Genomic DNA, 16,573 nt, shown 5'->3' with positions numbered 1-16,573 from the left:
AACCTTTTGCCGCGCAACCGGGGTTCAGGTATTGGCCTGTTGATCCTCGGGCACGTCGTCGTGCGGTCCGTAATAGAGCCGGGCGCAAGCCTCGGCCGCCACGCCCCCGTCCAGCGTCAGGTCATCCTTGAACGCATCGCGGATGTAGTCGAACGTCGATAGGTGGCGGTCTTCGAAATACATGGCGTGGACCTGGCTGCGCCCCGCGCCATAGACGATCCGGCTGATGCCCGCCCAGATGGCCGCCATCGTGCACATGCCGCAGGGCTGGAGCGTGGTATAAAGCGTGGCGCCATCCACTTTCATGTCGCCCACTTCCTGCCCGGCGGCGCGCAGCGCTTCCACTTCGGCATGGGCCGTGGCGTCGCAATGTTCCGTCGTGCGGTTCACGCCCGCGCCCACCAGCTTGCCCGCGCGCACCACGAGAGCGGCGATCGGCGTGTTGGCCGGGTCGTCACCCTTTTCGCGGATGGCAAGAGCAATGGCGCGGGCCATCCAGGCGTCGTCTGTGGCGGCAATGTTCATGAACTTGCTACGCGGCGGGCGGGCACGTGTTCCCGCCAGCCGGAAGGTTCAGCGGTGGCTGCCCAGCATGTTGGCGTGGGTGATTGCCACGGCCAGCGCGTCGGATGCGTCTTCCCCCGCCAGCTTGACGCCGGGCAGCAGGATTTTCAGCATGTGCTGGATCTGCTGCTTTTCGGCGCCGCCGGTGCCGACCAGCGCCTTCTTGATCACCTTGGTGGGATATTCGGCCACATGCATGCCCGAACGCGCCAGGCTCAGCATGGCCACGCCGCGCGCCTGGCCCAGCTTGAGCGTGGACTGCGGGTTCACGTTGACGAAGACTTCCTCCACCGCGCCTTCGTCGGGACGGTGGGTGAGGATCACGTCGGTGAGCGCCGCATCAAGTTCCACCAGGCGCTGGGCCATGGTGGCCTTGGCATCGGTGCGGATCTGGCCGTTGGCAACATGGCTCAACCGGCTTCCCGCCTTGGCCACCACGCCCCATCCGGTGCAGGTGAGGCCGGGATCGATGCCCAGAATGATCATGAAGCGATGGTCAAGAGAGGGCTTCTTTTCTCGTCACCCCGGACTTGATCCGGGGTCCCGCTGTTGCTCGGAAATCGGAGCGGACCTAACATGCCCTCCCCCAACCCCTCCCGCAAGCGGGAGGGGAGTTTAGGATGCGCCTCCCGCTTGCGAGGGAGAGGCTTCCCGATCAGCCCAGCTTTTCCATCACGTCGTCGGGGATTTCATAGTTGCCCCACACGGTCTGCACGTCATCGTCGTCGTCCAGCACGTCGATCAGCTTGAGCAGCGTGGCGGCGTCATCGGCCGAAACCGTGGTCTTGAGATTGGGCTTCCACGCCAGCTTCACCGCTTCGGCTTCGCCGAGCGCCTTTTCCAGCTCGCGCGAAACGGGGTGGAGGTTGTCGATCGCGGTCCAGATCTGGTGCGTGTCTTCATCCGATTCCACGTCGTCGGCGCCGGCTTCGATCGCCGCTTCCAGCACCTTTTCCTCGTCACCCACGCTGGCGGGATATTCGATCAGGCCCAGGCGCTCGAAGCCGTGGCTCACCGCGCCCGAAGCGCCCAGGTTGCCGCCATTCTTGGCAAAGGCGGTGCGCACGTTGGTGGCGGTGCGGTTGCGGTTGTCGGTCAGCGCTTCGACGATGATCGCCACGCCGCCCGGGCCATAGCCTTCGTAGCGCACTTCTTCATAGTTCTCGCCATCGCCCTTGCTGGCCTTATCGACCGCGCGCTGGATGTTGTCCTTAGGCATCGATTGCGCCTTGGCGGCGTTGATCGCGGCGCGCAGGCGCGGGTTCATGTCCGGGTCGGGCATGCCCATCTTGGCAGCGACGGTGATTTCGCGGCTGAGCTTGGAGAACATTGCCGAGCGCTTCTTGTCCTGCGCGCCCTTGCGATGCATGATGTTCTTGAATTTGGAATGGCCTGCCATGGATCTGCTTCTTGCGGCTGATGGTGGGAATGCGGGTTTGCCACGGCCCCTAGACCAAGCGCGGCAAAACGGCAATCCGGCAGAGGCGGGCTGGCACTGCCCGGCCAAACCGGCCCCTGGCGCACGGGGCATCAGCCCTTGGGGCACGCAGCAAACATGGTGTTAACCGCTGCTGCGGTAAGCCACGTGCCATGGTCCGCCTTTCCCTGTCCGCCACCCAGGCGTTGTTCGAATTCCTGCGTCATCCGCGATGGTCGCGCCCCATGGGGCTGGCTTCCGCGCAAAGCTGGGCCTTGTGGCGGGGCGCGACCGGTCTCTACCTCGCCGGGCTGGTCGTGCTGCTGCCGCTGCTCGGGCTGTGGCAGCGCAGCCTAGGGCTGCCGACGGCCGATGCCTTTGGCAAGATGCCGCCCGCGCTATTGCTGCCGATGGTCACGCTGCTGGCCCCGGTGGCCGAGGAATGCGTGTTTCGCGGCTGGCTATCGGGCCGGCCGCGCGCCCTGGCGCTGCTGGCGGGCCTGGTGATCGCCGGGGGCAGCCTGTGGACGATGCGCGATGGCGCGCCGCATCCGCTGGGCTGGGCGATCGTGGCGCTGGCCTTGATCGGGGCAGGGGGGCTGTGGCTCGCTTGGCGCAAGCGGGAAACGCCGCGCTGGTTTACGGCGGCGTTTCCCGCGCTGTTCGTGGTTCACGCAGTGGTTTTCGCGCTGTTCCACCTGGGCAACTATCCGCGCATCACGCCGGCGCTGCTGCCGATGGTGCTGCCGCAACTGTGGGCGGGGCTGGTCTTTGGCTTCGTGCGCGTGCGGATCAGCCTGCCCGCGGCGATGATGACCCATGCCCTGGGCAATCTGGTGGCAGTGACGGCCGCTTTTCTGCTGCGCTGACGGCGCCTTGGCCCGCCCATCGGGCAGGCCGGCGCCGTCATGCGGCGGGAGCGGCGGAAAGCCTCAGTCGATGCCCAGCGCGTTCTTGTACACGTCGAGGATCGCTTCCATCTCGCGGCGATCGTCTGGCTTCATCTTCCGCAGGCGCACGATCTGGCGCATGATCTTGGCGTCATAGCCGGCGGACTTGGCTTCGCTGTAGACATCCTTGATGTCGTCGCCGATGCCCTTCTTTTCTTCTTCCAGGCGTTCGATGCGCTCGATCAAGAGGCGCAGGCGATCATCGGCGGCGTCGGCCATGGGATAAGCTCCGAATCTGGTTATGGGCGGCCGGTGCGGCCTTCAGCCGCGGGCAAATAGCCGCCTGCGGCCAACCTGGCAAAGCCGTGCCTGTGGAAAGATTGATCCGAACCGGCTCTCGCCAGCATCATCACGCGGGGGAAGGCGCGTTGCGTTTCATGCTTTCTTCCATCCGCGCCAGTTGCTCGGGCGTGGCGGGCGTCTGGTAGCGGCTTTTCCATTCATCGGCCGGCAGGCCGTGGATCGCCTCGCGCGCCGCGGCCTTGTCGAGCGGGGCGCCGGCGTCGACGATCCAGTCTGCCAGGCAATTGCGGCAAAAGCCGGCAAGGCCCATGAGCTCGATGTTCTGCGCGTCGTGGCGGTGGCGCAAGTGGCGCACCAGGCGACGGAACGCGGCGGCAGCCACCGCATCGTCAAGGCTATCCAGCGGATCGGCACCAGAACGGGGCTTTTGCGCGGCGGGGGAATTCGTATCCATGGTTATCGTCCCTTGGGTTTTGCCACAGCATAGGCCATAGGGCAGCGCGATTGAAAGCCTGCGTAGGTTTGATAGGAAGAGGAGTTGTTGCACCATGGCCAAGCCTGACAAGCGCGAACGCAAGGTCAAGATCCTCGCCACGGTGGGGCCGGCCAGCCGCTCGCCCGAAATGCTGGAAAAGCTGTTTCGTGCCGGCGCCGATGCCTTTCGCGTCAACATGAGCCATGGCGAGCACGCCATCCATGCCGAAACCATCGCCAATATCCGCGCGCTCGAAGCCAAGGTGAAGCGCCCGATCACGGTGCTGGCCGATCTCCAGGGCCCCAAGCTGCGCGTTGGCACGTTCAAGGAAGGCCGTGCGGTCATCCGCCATTCTGGCCACTTCACGCTCGATCGCAACCCCGAACCGGGCGATGAAACCCGCGTCTGCCTGCCCCATCCCGAACTGTTCGGCATCCTGCAAAAGGGCCAGCGCCTGCTGATCGACGATGGCAAGCTGCGCCTGCGGGTGATTCGCGCCAGCGACAGCGAAATCCTCTGCTCGGCCGAAGTGGGCGGCGTGATTTCCGACCGCAAGGGCGTCAACGTGCCCGATGCCGTGGTGCCGGTTCCCGCCCTTACCGAGAAGGACCGCCGCGACCTGGCCTTTGCCGTGGAACAAGGTGCGGACTGGATCGCGCTCTCGTTCGTGCAGCGTCCCGAGGACGTGGCCGAGGCCCGCCGCCTGATGGGCGGCTATGGCGCGCTGATGGCCAAGATCGAAAAGCCGGCGGCGATTTCGCGGCTGGAAGAGATCATCGAACTCTCCGACGGCATCATGGTCGCCCGCGGTGACCTGGGCGTGGAGCTCAACCCCGAGGAAGTGCCGCCGCTGCAGAAGCGCATCGTCGAAAGCGCGCGCCGCCAGGGCAAGCCGGTGGTCGTGGCCACGCAGATGCTCGAATCGATGATCGAGACGCCCACGCCCACCCGCGCCGAAGTGTCGGACGTGGCCAACGCTGTCTATGATGGCGCCGACGCCGTGATGCTGTCGGCCGAAACCGCCGCCGGCGCCTGGCCGGAAGAAGCGGTGAGCATCATGAACCGCATCGCGGTGCAGGTGGAAAGCGATCCCGGCTATGCCGCGCGCGTCCACTTCATCGAAACCCTGCCCGATCCCACCACGGCCGATGCGCTGGCCCAGGCCTGTGCCTCGATCGCGGAAACCCTGCCGATCTCGGGCATCATCGTGTTCACCGGTTCGGGCTCCACCGCCCGCCGCGTGGCGCGCGAACGCCCCGGCGTGCCGATGCTGGTGCTCACGCCCAGCCAGAAGACCGCGCGCAAGGTCGGCCTGCTGTGGGGCGCGCACGCGGTCAACACCAAGGACATCGGCAGCTTCGAGGAAATGATCGCCAAGGGCAAGCGCATGGCGCTGCGCCACGATTTCGGCACCGCCGGGTCCAAGCTGGTTGCGCTGGCCGGGGTGCCGTTCGGCACGCCGGGCGCCACCAACCTGCTCCACGTGGTCACGCTCACGGGCGACGAGCTCAAGCACCACCAGGGGGATTGAGCTCTACCCCCCCTTTCAACTAACCCTTGTCGCTCACCCGGGCCACCGTCAGGCCCGAGGTGATGCGCTCTGCGGCGAACACGCAATTCTTGCCCGATGCCTTGGCCAGATAGAGCGAGGCATCGGCATCGGGCACCAGTTCCTCGCCCCGCACCGATGTTTCAGGCATCGCCGAAACGCCCAATGACGCGCTGACCGGGCAGCCCTGGATATCGGTCACGCCCTGGATGCGCAGGCGGATCTGCTCGGCCTTGGCCACGGCATCGGCCAGCGCGCAATCGGGCAGGATGGCGATGATTTCCTCGCCGCCATAACGGCACACCACGTCGGTCGGGCGCAGCGCGCCCACGATCTGCGCCGCCACGTCGCGCAAGACGGCGTCGCCCTTGGCATGACCATAGCGATCGTTGAGATCCTTGAAGTTATCCAGGTCGATCATGATCACGGCGGTGGAACTGCCCGACCGGGTGGACAGCGCCAGGAACCGCTCCAGCGTGTCTTCCATGTAGCGGCGGTTATAGAGCCCGGTCAGCGGATCGCGCAGCGATTGCGTGCGCAGCCGATCACGCAGCGCGATGTTGGACAGCGCCAGCGACATCGAGTCCGCCAGGGCCGAGCCCAGGTGGCGCAAGTTGGCCAGTTCCTCCCCGCCATCCAGTTGGATCAAGGCATCGCTGCGGGCCAGGATCAGCAGGCCCTGTACCTGGCCGCCCGCCATCATCGGGATTTCCAGCACGGCGTTGACGCCGCCATGGTGTGCGCAGCACAGCCCGCCTTCCTCCGGTGCGTTGACGTGGGCCTTGCCCCGTTTCAAGGCCCAGCAATGGTTGGCCGCCAGCGAATCCGGCGCGATGTATCCCGCCGGCAGGTCCCAGTGGCGCGCCAGGTCGAGCCGGTCGCGCGAGTTGTTGAGCACATAGAGCGCCGCGCCATAGCCGCCGAGCAGGCGCCGCGCGGTCACCATCAGCACCGCGCCCGCTTCCTCGTTGGTCTCGGCCGCCTGCAGCATGTCGGTCATCGCGAAAAGCTCGGCCGTGCGCCGCCGTGCTGCTTCGGAATCGGCGCGCATGTGCTCTTCGTAATCGCGGTTGGCCATCAGGATTGTGCGAAAACCCAGCAGTGACGCAACGACCGTCACTTGCAGCCCCAGTGCCAGGATCAGCAGGAGATCGCTGTCGCCGGCATTCAGCCGGTCGAGCAGGTCGTGGATCGCAACCAGCGTGATCGACAGGCACTGCAGCAAAATCGCGCCATTGTACATCAGGCCAAGGCGCTGCAGCGTTGACCCGCGCTGTTCCAGAATGCGCAATCGACGCCACCAATGCCGCCGCTCTTTCGCCACGCCTGAGAGGCTCCCTTCCAACCTGGATCGGCCACGGGGATACCCGGGCGAACAGCCCGCATCCGTGCGGATGCAGGCCCCATCGCGCAGCATTAGTCGGTTGGCTGGTGGCAGTGGCTGAACGCGTGCCTGCGCATGAATGCCTAGGGTAACGGCGGCCCCGCGCTAAGGATTGTGGGCCTGGCTCAGCCTCGCACGCCGAACAGCGCCGATCCCACCCGCACATGCGTGGCGCCAAGCTGGATCGCGGTTTCGAAATCGTCGCTCATGCCCATCGATCGGCCGGCCAGGCCATGGTCGGTGGCGAGCTTGTCAAGCAGGGCAAAGAATGGTGCGGCCTCGATGCCGGCCGGGGGCACGCACATCAGGCCGGTCACCGGCAGGTCAGCATCCCGCGCCTGGGCCAACAGGCCGGGCAAGTCGGCAATGGCGCAGCCGCCCTTCTGGTCTTCCGCGCCGATATTGACCTGGACGAACAGCGGCACGCGCCGCCCGGTCTTGTCCATCGCGCGGGCCAGCGCCGTTAGCAGCGAGGGCCGATCGAGCGAATGGATGCAATCGAATAGCGCCACAGCGTCTTCGGCCTTGTTCGATTGCAGCTGGCCCACCAGGTGCAATTCCACGCCGGGGTGCTGCTCGCGCAGCGGCGCCCACTTGCTCTGCGCTTCCTGCACGCGGTTTTCGCCGAACACGGTCTGCCCCGCGGCGATCAACGGGGCGATCGCTTCGGCCGGGTGCGTCTTGGATACCGCCACCAGCGTCACGTCTGCGGCGGCGCGGCGGGCGATGCGCGCCGCCTGGGCGATGCGGGCGCGAATGTCGGCAAGCGCGAGATGCTCTGGGTGGGGATGCTCTGGTCCGGTCATGGCGCGGTGCTATAGCGCGGTCATGGCAAAGCGCTACCCCGTGCCGCGATTGGTCCTGCTCAGCGATGCGCGCAACGATGCGGTGCTGGCGCGCGCGCTGGCGCGGCTGCCCGCGGGCAGTGCCTTGGTATTCCGCCACTATCACCTGGCACCGGCAGAACGCCGCCGCCGCTGGGCCAAGCTGCGTCGCCTGGCGCTGGCGCATGGCGTCCTGCTGATCGCGGCCGGCGCGCCTTGCGGCAGGGGTGCCCAGGGCCGTTATGGCGCGCCGGCCACGCTGGAGCGGGAACGGGGCTTGCGCCTGGCCACGGCGCATTCCCTGGCCGAAATCGGGCAGGCTGCGCGGGCGCGGGCCCATGTCGTGCTGCTGTCGCCCGTGCTGCCCACGCGCAGCCATCCCGGCGCCCCGGTGCTGGGCATGGTGCGGTTCCTGCTGCTGGCGCGGCAAAGCCCGCTGCCGGTCTTGGCGCTGGGCGGGATGACCCGCGGCGCGGCGCGGCGCCTGCCGGCTCGCGGGCGCGTGGCCGGTTGGGCAGCGATCGACGGCCTGTCGCAAAAATCACGGTAATCCGGGGGTTTTCACGGCGGATTCTTGACCGGCCCGGCGGTTGGGGCGATGATGGGGCCAGAAGGGAATACACAGCATCATGGCTTCGCGGGCACTCACCCCCAACCGTTCCAACGCGCCCAACCGGTTGAACAACGGCGTTGGCCGCGGCAGCCCCAATTGGCGCGCCGTCCTGCGGCGCAGCTTCCGGCGCAGTTTCGAACTGATCGGCGGGGCCACGCTGTTTGGCGCCATGGTGTTTTTGGCGCTCGCGCTGGCCAGCTATACCCAGACCGATCCTTCGGGCAGCACCGCCTCGGGCAGCCCGGTGGACAACTGGATGGGCCTGCCCGGCGCCTGGGCGGCAGAGCGGGTGCTGGTGCTGTTCGGCCTGCCTGGCGGTTTGCTCGTGCCGCTGCTGTTCGTGTTTGCCCGCCGCCTGTGGGACGCCGCCGGCGATCTGATCGACGTGGACGAGGAAGAGGAAGAAGCGCTTCCCGATCCGGCATGGTGGCGCTTGGCGATCGGCCTCGCGCTCGCCATGATGCTGTCGGGCACCGCGCTGGCGCTGGCTTTCACCGGGCCGGGTGGCAGCCTGCCGGCGGGTTTTGGTGGCGTTTCCGGCCTCTTGGGGGCGGCCGGCGTGCGTGCGCTGGCTGGCTTGGTGCCGGTGGGGCAGGGCTGGATCATCCTGGCGCTGGCCCTGCTGGCACTGGGCGGTGGCCTGTTCCTCACCGGCCGGGTCTTTGCGCTCAATTGGGCGCGGCTGCTGTCGGTCCCCGCGTTCCTGCGCCGGGGCCAGCGTGAAGACGGCGCTGCCGACCCTGCCCCCACCCGCCAGCGCCGCGCGCCCAAGGCCAAGGCGGCAGCCCCCGGCGAAGCGCTGCTGGCCGATGACGACGAGGCCGATGACGACGAGCCGCCGTTCGACACGCGCGCGCCCGTCATTCCGGCTGATGCCGCCGCGCCGCGCCGCCCCACCGAAATCAGCGATCCACAGCGCACGCCCGCGCCCGCCGCCAAGGCGCAGGCCCGGCAAAGCGACCTGTTCGACAAGTTCGCGCTGCCCTCGATCGACATTCTCGAGGAAATTCCCGCCAGCGCCCAGCCCAAGATCGACAAGCTGGCGCTGGAGCGCAACGCGCGCCTGCTCGAAAACGTGCTCGATGATTTCAACGTGAAGGGTGAAGTCACCGCCGTGCGCACCGGCCCGGTCGTGACGATGTACGAACTGGAACCGGCACCGGGCATCAAGGCCAGCCGCGTGATCGGCCTGGCCGACGATATCGCCCGCAACATGAGCGCGGTTTCCGCGCGCGTCTCGGCCATTCCCGGGCGCACCGTGATGGGCATCGAATTGCCCAACCAGATCCGCGACATGGTCTCGTTCCGCGAACTGGTCGCCTGCGACAAGTTCGTCAACGCCAAGGGCCTCTTGCCGATCATCCTGGGCAAGGACATTGCCGGCGAACCGATCGTGGCAGACCTTGCGACCATGCCCCACTTGCTGGTGGCCGGCACCACCGGTTCGGGCAAGTCGGTGGGCTTGAACTGCATCCTGCTTTCGCTGCTCTACCGGCTCACCCCGGCGCAGTGCCGCATGATCCTGGTCGATCCCAAGGTGCTGGAATTGAAGTCTTACGACGATATTCCCCACTTGCTTTCGCCCGTGGTGACCGAGCCGGCCAAGGCGGTGCGCGCGCTGAAATGGGCGGTGGAGGAAATGGAGCGGCGCTATCGCCAGATGTCCTCGATCGGCGTGCGCAACCTGTCGGGCTTCAACGAAAAGGTGCGCGCCGCGCAGGCCAAGGGCAAGCCGCTCGGCCGCCGCATCCAGGTCGGCTTCGATCCCGAAACGGGGGAGGAACTGTTCGAGGAACAGCAGCTCGAATACCAGGTCCTGCCGCAGATCGTGGTGATCGTGGACGAGCTGGCCGACCTCATGGTGACGGTGGGCAAGGAAGTGGAAGTCCTGATCCAGCGCCTCTCGCAAAAGAGCCGCGCGGCAGGCATCCACCTGATCATGGCCACGCAGCGCCCGTCGGTGGACGTGATCACCGGGGTGATCAAGGCCAACCTGCCCACGCGCATCTCGTTCGCCGTCACCAGCCGGATCGACAGCCGCACCATCCTGGGCGAACAAGGCGCCGAACAGCTGCTGGGCAAGGGCGACATGCTCTACAAGCCCAACACCGACCCGATCAAGCGCGTCCACGGCCCCTTCGTCAGCGACGAGGAAGTGGAGCGCGTGGCCGATCACTGGCGCGGCCAGGGCAAGCCAGAATACGTCGATTCGGTCACCGAAGAGCCCGAGGAAGGCTCGTTCGGCTTCGATGAACTCGATACCTCCGACAATCCGGAAGATCGCAAGTATCGCCAGGTCTGCCAGCTCGTGTTCGAAAGCCAGAAAGCCTCGGCCAGCTGGATCCAGCGCCAGATGGGCGTGGGCTACAACACCGCGTCGAAATGGATCGAGCGGATGGAGCAGGATGGCCTGGTCGGCCCGGCCAACCATGTGGGCCGGCGCGAGATCTATCGCGACAAGGATGGCAATCCGCTGTGAGGACGGGCGTCTAGCCCCTCCGTCAGGCCGAGGGCCTGCCCCCTCTGCACGACGGGGAGGGGGACCGCCCACGAAGCGTGGTGGTGGAGGGGCTTAAGCCACCCCGCGCAAGACCTCGGTCGCCTCGCCCACCAGCGCGGTCACGTCCGCCTCGGCCAGCACGCGACGGGGTTCATAGCCCAGCCCCAGGCGCGGGGTGCGGCGCCAGGCCTCGCAGAACAGGCCCTTGTTCGGGCCGAACGCGCGCAGCACGTGGGCGGCCAGGCGCGGCGGGGCATCGGGGGCATAGGCGCGCGAGAACAGCGCCATGTCGGCCAGCCATGGGCCGATCATGACCCAGCCATGGTCTTCGGCAACCGGCGTGCCGGCCACGCTCAACACCCCTTCGGCCACCACGATGGGTGCCTGCAGGGCCCGCGCCAGATGCACGGCGTAGGCAGCATTGAGCATTGGCGCGGTCACGTCCTTGCCGGCCATGACCTTGAGCACGTCCTGCGCGCGCGCGGCCATCACGGCCTTGTCATCTTCGCTCGGCACATAAGCCTTGAACGTGCGAGCGGTTTCCCAGGAATGGCTGGCGGCAACCAGGCGGCCAAGACGGGCCAGGGCAAGATCGGTGGTCATGGCCGCGCCTTAGCGACGATTGCCTGGCCAGGAAAGGCAGCGCGTCAGTTACTCTGCTTGCCCACGATCACACCGCCCATATCGATATTGCTGCCGCCCTTGGGATCTATCATGCCGGCATGCCACGAGGCGTAGAATTCCTCGGCATGCGGACCGGTGAATTGCCCGGTGACGGCGCCGTTGGTGTTGCCCGTCCCCGGCACGTTGAGCACTTTGTCGAACGTACCGGCAAAGGTGGATTTGCCTGCATCACCCTGGCCGCTGAACGTATAGGCGCCCAAGGCATAAGCGGTGCCCGTATCGCGGTCGGTCGCCACCGGGTTGAGCGTGCCCGCCAGCTTGGCACCACCGAAATCATAGGCCATCTGCACATCGCCACTGATGGCATAGGGGCGCATGGCACCACCGGAAGGCAGGCCGGAATAGCCCACGATGATCCCGGTATAATTGGCAGTGCCGGTGCGCGGCATGGCCGATGCGGGCGTAGACAGCCCGAATCCAAAGGCCGTATCGACATATTGCGGGGAACTGGCGCTGGGCTTTACTTCTGCCGATTCGTAGTTGCCGAACCCGGTATAAGTCAGCGCGATCAGCTGGTTGCCGGGGCCGGGCCGCGATATCCGAAACGTGCCGTCGCGGTTCTGGTTGGTCAGGTCGCGGGCGCTATAGACATCGTAGGTGGCATCGCTGGCGGCGTTGTCCTTGATGGCGGAGGTGAGCGGTCCCCGGAGGCCGTTAAGTCCGGTCCTTTCGCCACCGAGCACGAGCGCGTGCTGTGTCTCGGAATAGTCGATGTCCAGTGTATCGCCATCCACCCGGTTCAGATTCAGCGCCACGTAAGTGTTGGTGGCTGCGCTTTTCGAATACTGCACAGACCTTGCCAGGCCGCCCAGATCCTCGTTGATCAACAGGTCCGCAAGGCTCGTGTTGGATGGCATGGTCGCTGTGTCGCGCCCCAGGATCGTGCCGCTCGCCACCACATTGTCGAGCAGCTTGCTGTCCCAGACGGCGCCCAACTCCTCGTGATTTGGGCCGTAGAACCGGCCGCTGAGCCCGCCCTGCCGGTCCCCGGTCTTGAAGCTGCCAGAGAATGTGGTGCCGCCCGCCGCAAGGCTTGCCTGCGAGGACCAGGCGAGGTTGCTGAGCGTCATGCGGCCATCGACATAGCCGTCGATCTTGCCGCTGCCGGAGAGCTTGCCACTGGCGAAATCGACCGAGAATCGTCCGCTACCCTGCAATACCAGGATGTACTTGCTATAGCCTGCCTCACCATCGACGCGCACCGCAAAGGTGGCCGTGCCCGAATTTGGCATCGCCGATGCGGGCGTGGGTACGCCATAAGTGAAATAGTCCATGGTCGTGGTGCTGTTGGACGCATCGGTCTGCGTGCGCTGCCACAGGCCAGCCCCGACATAACGGAAGCGGGGGGCGTCCGGCGTGCCTGGACTGGAGCTATTCTTTGACAGCGACAGCGTTTCCGTCAGCGTGCCGTCAGTGCGCTTGTAAACTGTGGCATCTGCGTTGGTGAGCGTCGCGTCCTTTTGCGCGGGCCCAAAGTCCTGCGTGCGGCCCTGGGTGGTAACGGTGTAGGTCTGTGTCGACGCGTTGTACGCGATGGTCAGCGGGCTGCTCGTCACCGTGTTGGGCCGGGCCGAGGTGATCGGCATATAGGCCGTCTCGGTGCGTGCGTCGTTGACGAACGACTCGGTGATCAGGCTGCCGACCAAGTCGGCGTTGGTCGGCTTGGGCGGGGGTGAGGGCGGCGTGTTGGGAAGGTTGCTGCTGGCGACGCCTCCGCCATCGCCGCAGGCGGCCAGTGCAAAAGCAAGTGCAGCGGGCGACCATTTGGCGTCTCGGCCCAACGTCCTGATAATCATGCGCGCCATGGTCATGGTCCTTCAGGACAAAACCGGGAACATCCATTTTGGCGTAATGATACGGGCTATTGCGGATAAGGCGAGTCGAACTTCAAGGCGTTGCGTAAAAGAGCGCCGCTAAATCGGGCCGAACGCGCAGAAGGCGGCCGCTGTCCTTATCGAGCAAGGCCCAAGTCGTGCGTGCGCTTACGATCACTTTGCCTTCGGCATTGGTGAAATCCACTCGCCTGTCGAACCGCGCGCCTTGGGGTGGATCGGGAATGAAGGTCGTGGCCGTCACGCTTTGCCCGACGGTAATATTGCCGCGATAATCCACCTCGTGCCGGGTTACGAGCCAGATGTAAGCGGCTTGAACATCGGCGGATGCCACAGTCTCCCAATGGCGCGTGGCGATCTGTTCCATCCACTGCACCCACACGGCGTTGTTCACATGGCCCATTTCATCGATGTGGTCGGGCAGCGCGGTGAATGTCAGTGAAAAGGGCGTCGCCATCGTCATGCACCCAGCAGATGCAGCACCAGGTGGCGCCGGTGCGCGATGCGGCGATGCTCGCACAGATAAAGCCCCTGCCACGTGCCTAGCGCCAGGCGCCCGCCGATGAGCGGGATCGACAGGCTTACACCGGTCAGGATGCTCTTGAGGTGGGCCGGCATGTCGTCGGGCCCTTCGTCATCATGGGCATAGGCCGCGTTTTCGGGGGCCAGGCGGTCGAGCCAGCGCAGCACGTCTGCGCGCACTTCGCGCGCGGCGTTTTCCTGGATGCACAGCGAGGCAGAAGTGTGCCGGCAAAACACCGTGAGCAGCCCGCTGTCCATGCCCTGCTCTGCAACCCACTGCGCTGCCTCGCGGGTGAATTCGTGCAGGCCGGGGCCGGGCGTGTGCAGCGTCAGCTCGGTGCTGGCCTGGCGCAGGGCGGATGACGGCACGGTGGCGGATCGGATCGGGGCAGGGCTCATGGCACGCTCAGCCTGACACGGCCGCGCGTTCCTGTCACCCGCCAATCGCCATCAAAAAGAAATAACTGCGAATCATTAGCAACATGGTTGATTATGCAAATCAGTCGCAATAAAGGCGCGGCTATCCGAACCAGGGCGCAACAGCCCGTTCAGAGCAAAGGGGAAAATCCAACCATGACCAGCCCGACCCAGCCCGCGTCTGCTCGCAAGGCAGGCAATCGCCGGCCTGCCCGCAGCGGAAATTCACGCTCGGCGGCCGTGCCCGCGTTCCTCGCCGTTGGTTGCATCGGCGTGCTTGCAGCCATGCCTGCCCAGGCGCAGGAAACGCAGCCGACCGTGCTGGGCGGCGTGACCGTGACGGACACCGCGATTGCCGATGCGCCGATCAAGGTGGAGCGGGCCGAATCGCCCAAGTACACCCGGACATTGCTCGACACGCCGCAGACCGTCACCGTGGTGGGCCGCGCCGTGATCGAGGCGCAGAACCTGCTCTCGCTGAAAGACGCGCTCTCGATCCTGCCGGGCATCACCCTGGGCGCTGGCGAAGGCGGCGGCGGCTATGGCGACAGCATCAACTTGCGCGGGCAAAGCGCCAACACCGATATCCAGATCGACGGCGTGCGCGACAGCGCGCAATATTCGCGCAGCGACTTGTTCAACATCGAACAGGTCGAAGTGACCAACGGCGCCAATTCGGTGTTCGGCGGATCGGGTTCGATCAGCGGCACGATCAACCTGGTGACCAAGCGGCCCAAGGACGAAACCAGCACGACCGTGCAGGGCGGCGTGGGCACCGCCAACTACTGGCGCGGCACGGTGGACAGCAACTGGAAGCTGGGCGATGAAGTGGCCGTACGGCTTAACGCCATGGGCCACAGCGCCGATGTGCCGGGCCGCGATTTCGAATACAACCGCCGCTGGGGCGTGGCGCCTTCGGTGAAATTCGGGCTAACCGGCGATACCAGCCTGACCCTGATGTACCTGCACCAGCGCGACAAGAATATTCCGCAGTATGGCGTGCCCTATTACGCGGTCTATGGCGGGCTGCTGCCGGGCGCCAGCTATGCCGGCTACTATGGCTACAAGAACTATGACCGCCAGGAACAGACGGTCGACCAGGCCACCGCGATTCTCGATCACCGCTTTTCCGACACGGTCTCGATCCGCAACCTGGCGCGCTATCAGAAGGTCAAGCAGGATACCTTCGTCGATCCGCCGCAGGGGACGTGGTGCCTTGCCAACGGCACGGTCGCCAATTCCACCGGCGCGGCCACGGCTTGTTCGTCCACCCAGGCGGCCGGCACGTTCTATCCCAGTGGCCCGCGCGGCACCTTCCGCCTGACCGATACGTCGATCTGGTACGACCAGGTGGATCTCTCCGCCACGGTTTCCACCTTCGGGCTGGAACATACCCTGGCGCTGGGCGCGGCCTATTCGCAGGAAGACTATGATGTCACGTCCGGCAATGGCCTGCGCAATGCCGATGGCACCACCCCCACGATGACACCGATCAGCATCGCCAACCCCAACGCGGTCTATACCGGCCCGATCAACACTATCACCACGGCCATTGCCCATGGCTCGACCCGCAACATCGCGCTCTATGCGTTCGACGCGGTCAAGCTGGGCGGCGGATTCGAAGTCAATGGCGGCATCCGGTGGGAAAACAACCGCGCCCGCTATCGGAGCGATACCGTGGCGGTGAGCGGCGCGGTGACCACCGGTGCCCAGCAGAACAACACCGACGATCTGTTCAGCTATCGCGTGGGCCTGGTCTACAAGCCGGCCGCCAATGCCAGCCTCTATGTCGCCTATGGCAACAGCAAGACGCCGGCCTCGTCCACGGTGCGCAGCGGCTGCGGCGTGACCAGCACGACCCTGTTGGGCGATCCCTGCAACGTTGCCCCGCAAACCGCCACCAACTTCGAACTGGGCGGCAAGGTCGATCTGGCGCAGGGCAAGCTGCAACTGACCGCCTCGGTGTTCCGCAACGAACGCACGAACTATCCCGTGGCGGCCAACGATCCACTGGTCGGCACCACCAACGTGCTCGACGGGCGCAGCCAGGTCGATGGCGTGTCGCTGGGCCTCTCGGGCAAGATCACCCCGGCCTGGACGATCTTTGCCAACGGCATGTACCTCGACGGCGTGGTCAAGCAGTCGATCTCGAACTACTGCAAGGGCCACCTTGGCGCCACGCAGACGCTGCCCACGGGCGGCACGGTGACTTGCCCCACCAGCGACGTGCAGGCCGGCAACCCGCTGACCAACACGCCGGCGTGGTCGGGCAGCCTCTATACCAGCTATCACCTGCCGTTCGGGTTGGAAGCCGGCTATGGTGTGACGTACCAGGGCAGCTGGTACCTCACCAACTCCACCGGTGCGACGATGTACAAGGCGCCGTCCTACCTCACCCACCGCATCTCGCTGGGCTACAAGCTCGACAATGGCCTGTCGGCGCAAGTCAACGTGCAGAACCTGACGAACAAGAAGTACTACACTTCCATCCGCAACAATGGCTGGGCCGTGCCGGGCGAGGGGCGCTCGGCCGTGCTCACGCTGGGCTACACGTTCTGAACGGCGTCTCTCCCGCCCCGCGCGGGGCGGGAGAGAGCAC

Annotated in this window: 16 protein-coding genes; 5 read left to right on the top strand and 11 right to left on the bottom strand. The window is 65.9% G+C overall.

Annotated features, from left to right (window positions below; translation table 11 throughout):
- Positions 1-24: 24 nt before the first annotated feature.
- The 3 genes from R9J51_RS00595 to R9J51_RS00585 all read right to left on the bottom strand — a co-directional run bounded on the left by R9J51_RS00595 (position 25) and on the right by R9J51_RS00585 (position 1,963).
- Positions 25-525 carry a nucleoside deaminase gene (locus R9J51_RS00595; protein ID WP_432787754.1) on the bottom strand — a complete coding sequence of 167 codons (501 nt, stop codon included), beginning with the start codon at positions 523-525 and terminating at the stop codon, positions 25-27.
- Positions 526-573: 48 nt separating this feature from the next.
- Entirely contained in the window at positions 574-1,050 is a 477-nt protein-coding gene (gene ruvC, locus R9J51_RS00590; RefSeq protein ID WP_168556435.1) for a crossover junction endodeoxyribonuclease RuvC, read from the bottom strand.
- Positions 1,051-1,219: 169 nt separating this feature from the next.
- Positions 1,220-1,963 carry a YebC/PmpR family DNA-binding transcriptional regulator gene (locus R9J51_RS00585; RefSeq protein WP_168556436.1) on the bottom strand — a complete coding sequence of 248 codons (744 nt, stop codon included), beginning with the start codon at positions 1,961-1,963 and terminating at the stop codon, positions 1,220-1,222.
- Positions 1,964-2,154: 191 nt separating this feature from the next.
- On the opposite strand from R9J51_RS00585, the gene R9J51_RS00580 reads away from it, so the two are divergent.
- Positions 2,155-2,850, top strand: coding sequence for a CPBP family glutamic-type intramembrane protease (locus tag R9J51_RS00580; RefSeq protein WP_179505563.1), 696 nt, complete (start codon positions 2,155-2,157; stop codon positions 2,848-2,850).
- Positions 2,851-2,913: 63 nt separating this feature from the next.
- Here R9J51_RS00580 and R9J51_RS00575 read toward each other — a convergent pair whose 3' ends face one another.
- Both R9J51_RS00575 and R9J51_RS00570 read right to left on the bottom strand, forming a co-directional pair.
- Positions 2,914-3,150: a DUF2312 domain-containing protein gene (locus tag R9J51_RS00575; protein WP_022675853.1), complete on the bottom strand. Its 237-nt coding sequence runs from the start codon at positions 3,148-3,150 to the stop codon at positions 2,914-2,916.
- A gap of 130 nt (positions 3,151-3,280) precedes the next feature.
- Positions 3,281-3,628 carry a DUF1244 domain-containing protein gene (locus tag R9J51_RS00570; RefSeq protein ID WP_168556438.1) on the bottom strand — a complete coding sequence of 116 codons (348 nt, stop codon included), beginning with the start codon at positions 3,626-3,628 and terminating at the stop codon, positions 3,281-3,283.
- A 94-nt stretch (positions 3,629-3,722) separates the two neighbouring features.
- On the opposite strand from R9J51_RS00570, the gene pyk reads away from it, so the two are divergent.
- Positions 3,723-5,180 carry a pyruvate kinase gene (gene pyk, locus R9J51_RS00565; RefSeq protein WP_168556439.1) on the top strand — a complete coding sequence of 486 codons (1,458 nt, stop codon included), beginning with the start codon at positions 3,723-3,725 and terminating at the stop codon, positions 5,178-5,180.
- Between the two features lie 19 nt (positions 5,181-5,199).
- Here pyk and R9J51_RS00560 read toward each other — a convergent pair whose 3' ends face one another.
- Positions 5,200-6,489: a GGDEF domain-containing protein gene (locus R9J51_RS00560; RefSeq protein WP_179505562.1), complete on the bottom strand. Its 1,290-nt coding sequence runs from the start codon at positions 6,487-6,489 to the stop codon at positions 5,200-5,202.
- A gap of 218 nt (positions 6,490-6,707) precedes the next feature.
- Entirely contained in the window at positions 6,708-7,388 is a 681-nt protein-coding gene (locus tag R9J51_RS00555; RefSeq protein ID WP_179505561.1) for a YggS family pyridoxal phosphate-dependent enzyme, read from the bottom strand.
- A 22-nt stretch (positions 7,389-7,410) separates the two neighbouring features.
- Between R9J51_RS00555 and R9J51_RS00550 the strand changes: the two genes are divergently transcribed.
- The gene (locus R9J51_RS00550) at positions 7,411-7,956 is read left to right on the top strand and encodes a thiamine phosphate synthase (protein WP_179505560.1); all 546 of its coding nucleotides are present in this window, start codon (positions 7,411-7,413) and stop codon (positions 7,954-7,956) included.
- Between the two features lie 79 nt (positions 7,957-8,035).
- Positions 8,036-10,498 carry a DNA translocase FtsK 4TM domain-containing protein gene (locus R9J51_RS00545; RefSeq protein ID WP_179505559.1) on the top strand — a complete coding sequence of 821 codons (2,463 nt, stop codon included), beginning with the start codon at positions 8,036-8,038 and terminating at the stop codon, positions 10,496-10,498.
- 93 nt (positions 10,499-10,591) lie between these two features.
- Here R9J51_RS00545 and R9J51_RS00540 read toward each other — a convergent pair whose 3' ends face one another.
- From R9J51_RS00540 to R9J51_RS00525, 4 genes are all read right to left on the bottom strand, one after another.
- The gene (locus tag R9J51_RS00540) at positions 10,592-11,122 is read right to left on the bottom strand and encodes a hypothetical protein (RefSeq protein WP_179505558.1); all 531 of its coding nucleotides are present in this window, start codon (positions 11,120-11,122) and stop codon (positions 10,592-10,594) included.
- Positions 11,123-11,166: 44 nt separating this feature from the next.
- Positions 11,167-13,008 carry a hypothetical protein gene (locus R9J51_RS00535; RefSeq protein WP_179505557.1) on the bottom strand — a complete coding sequence of 614 codons (1,842 nt, stop codon included), beginning with the start codon at positions 13,006-13,008 and terminating at the stop codon, positions 11,167-11,169.
- Positions 13,009-13,090: 82 nt separating this feature from the next.
- Positions 13,091-13,492 carry an acyl-CoA thioesterase gene (locus R9J51_RS00530; protein WP_179506592.1) on the bottom strand — a complete coding sequence of 134 codons (402 nt, stop codon included), beginning with the start codon at positions 13,490-13,492 and terminating at the stop codon, positions 13,091-13,093.
- A 2-nt stretch (positions 13,493-13,494) separates the two neighbouring features.
- The gene (locus tag R9J51_RS00525) at positions 13,495-13,911 is read right to left on the bottom strand and encodes a secondary thiamine-phosphate synthase enzyme YjbQ (protein WP_179506591.1); all 417 of its coding nucleotides are present in this window, start codon (positions 13,909-13,911) and stop codon (positions 13,495-13,497) included.
- Positions 13,912-14,130: 219 nt separating this feature from the next.
- Here R9J51_RS00525 and R9J51_RS00520 point away from each other — a divergent pair, with 219 nt between their 5' ends.
- The gene (locus tag R9J51_RS00520) at positions 14,131-16,533 is read left to right on the top strand and encodes a TonB-dependent receptor domain-containing protein (RefSeq protein ID WP_168556446.1); all 2,403 of its coding nucleotides are present in this window, start codon (positions 14,131-14,133) and stop codon (positions 16,531-16,533) included.
- Positions 16,534-16,573 lie beyond the last annotated feature (40 nt).

It is taken from the genome of Novosphingobium rhizosphaerae, from assembly GCF_050920675.1.
GTDB lineage: Bacteria > Pseudomonadota > Alphaproteobacteria > Sphingomonadales > Sphingomonadaceae > Novosphingobium > Novosphingobium rhizosphaerae.
Note: the sequence above shows the minus strand (reverse complement) of the source record. Positions and strands in the feature narration are given on the sequence as shown.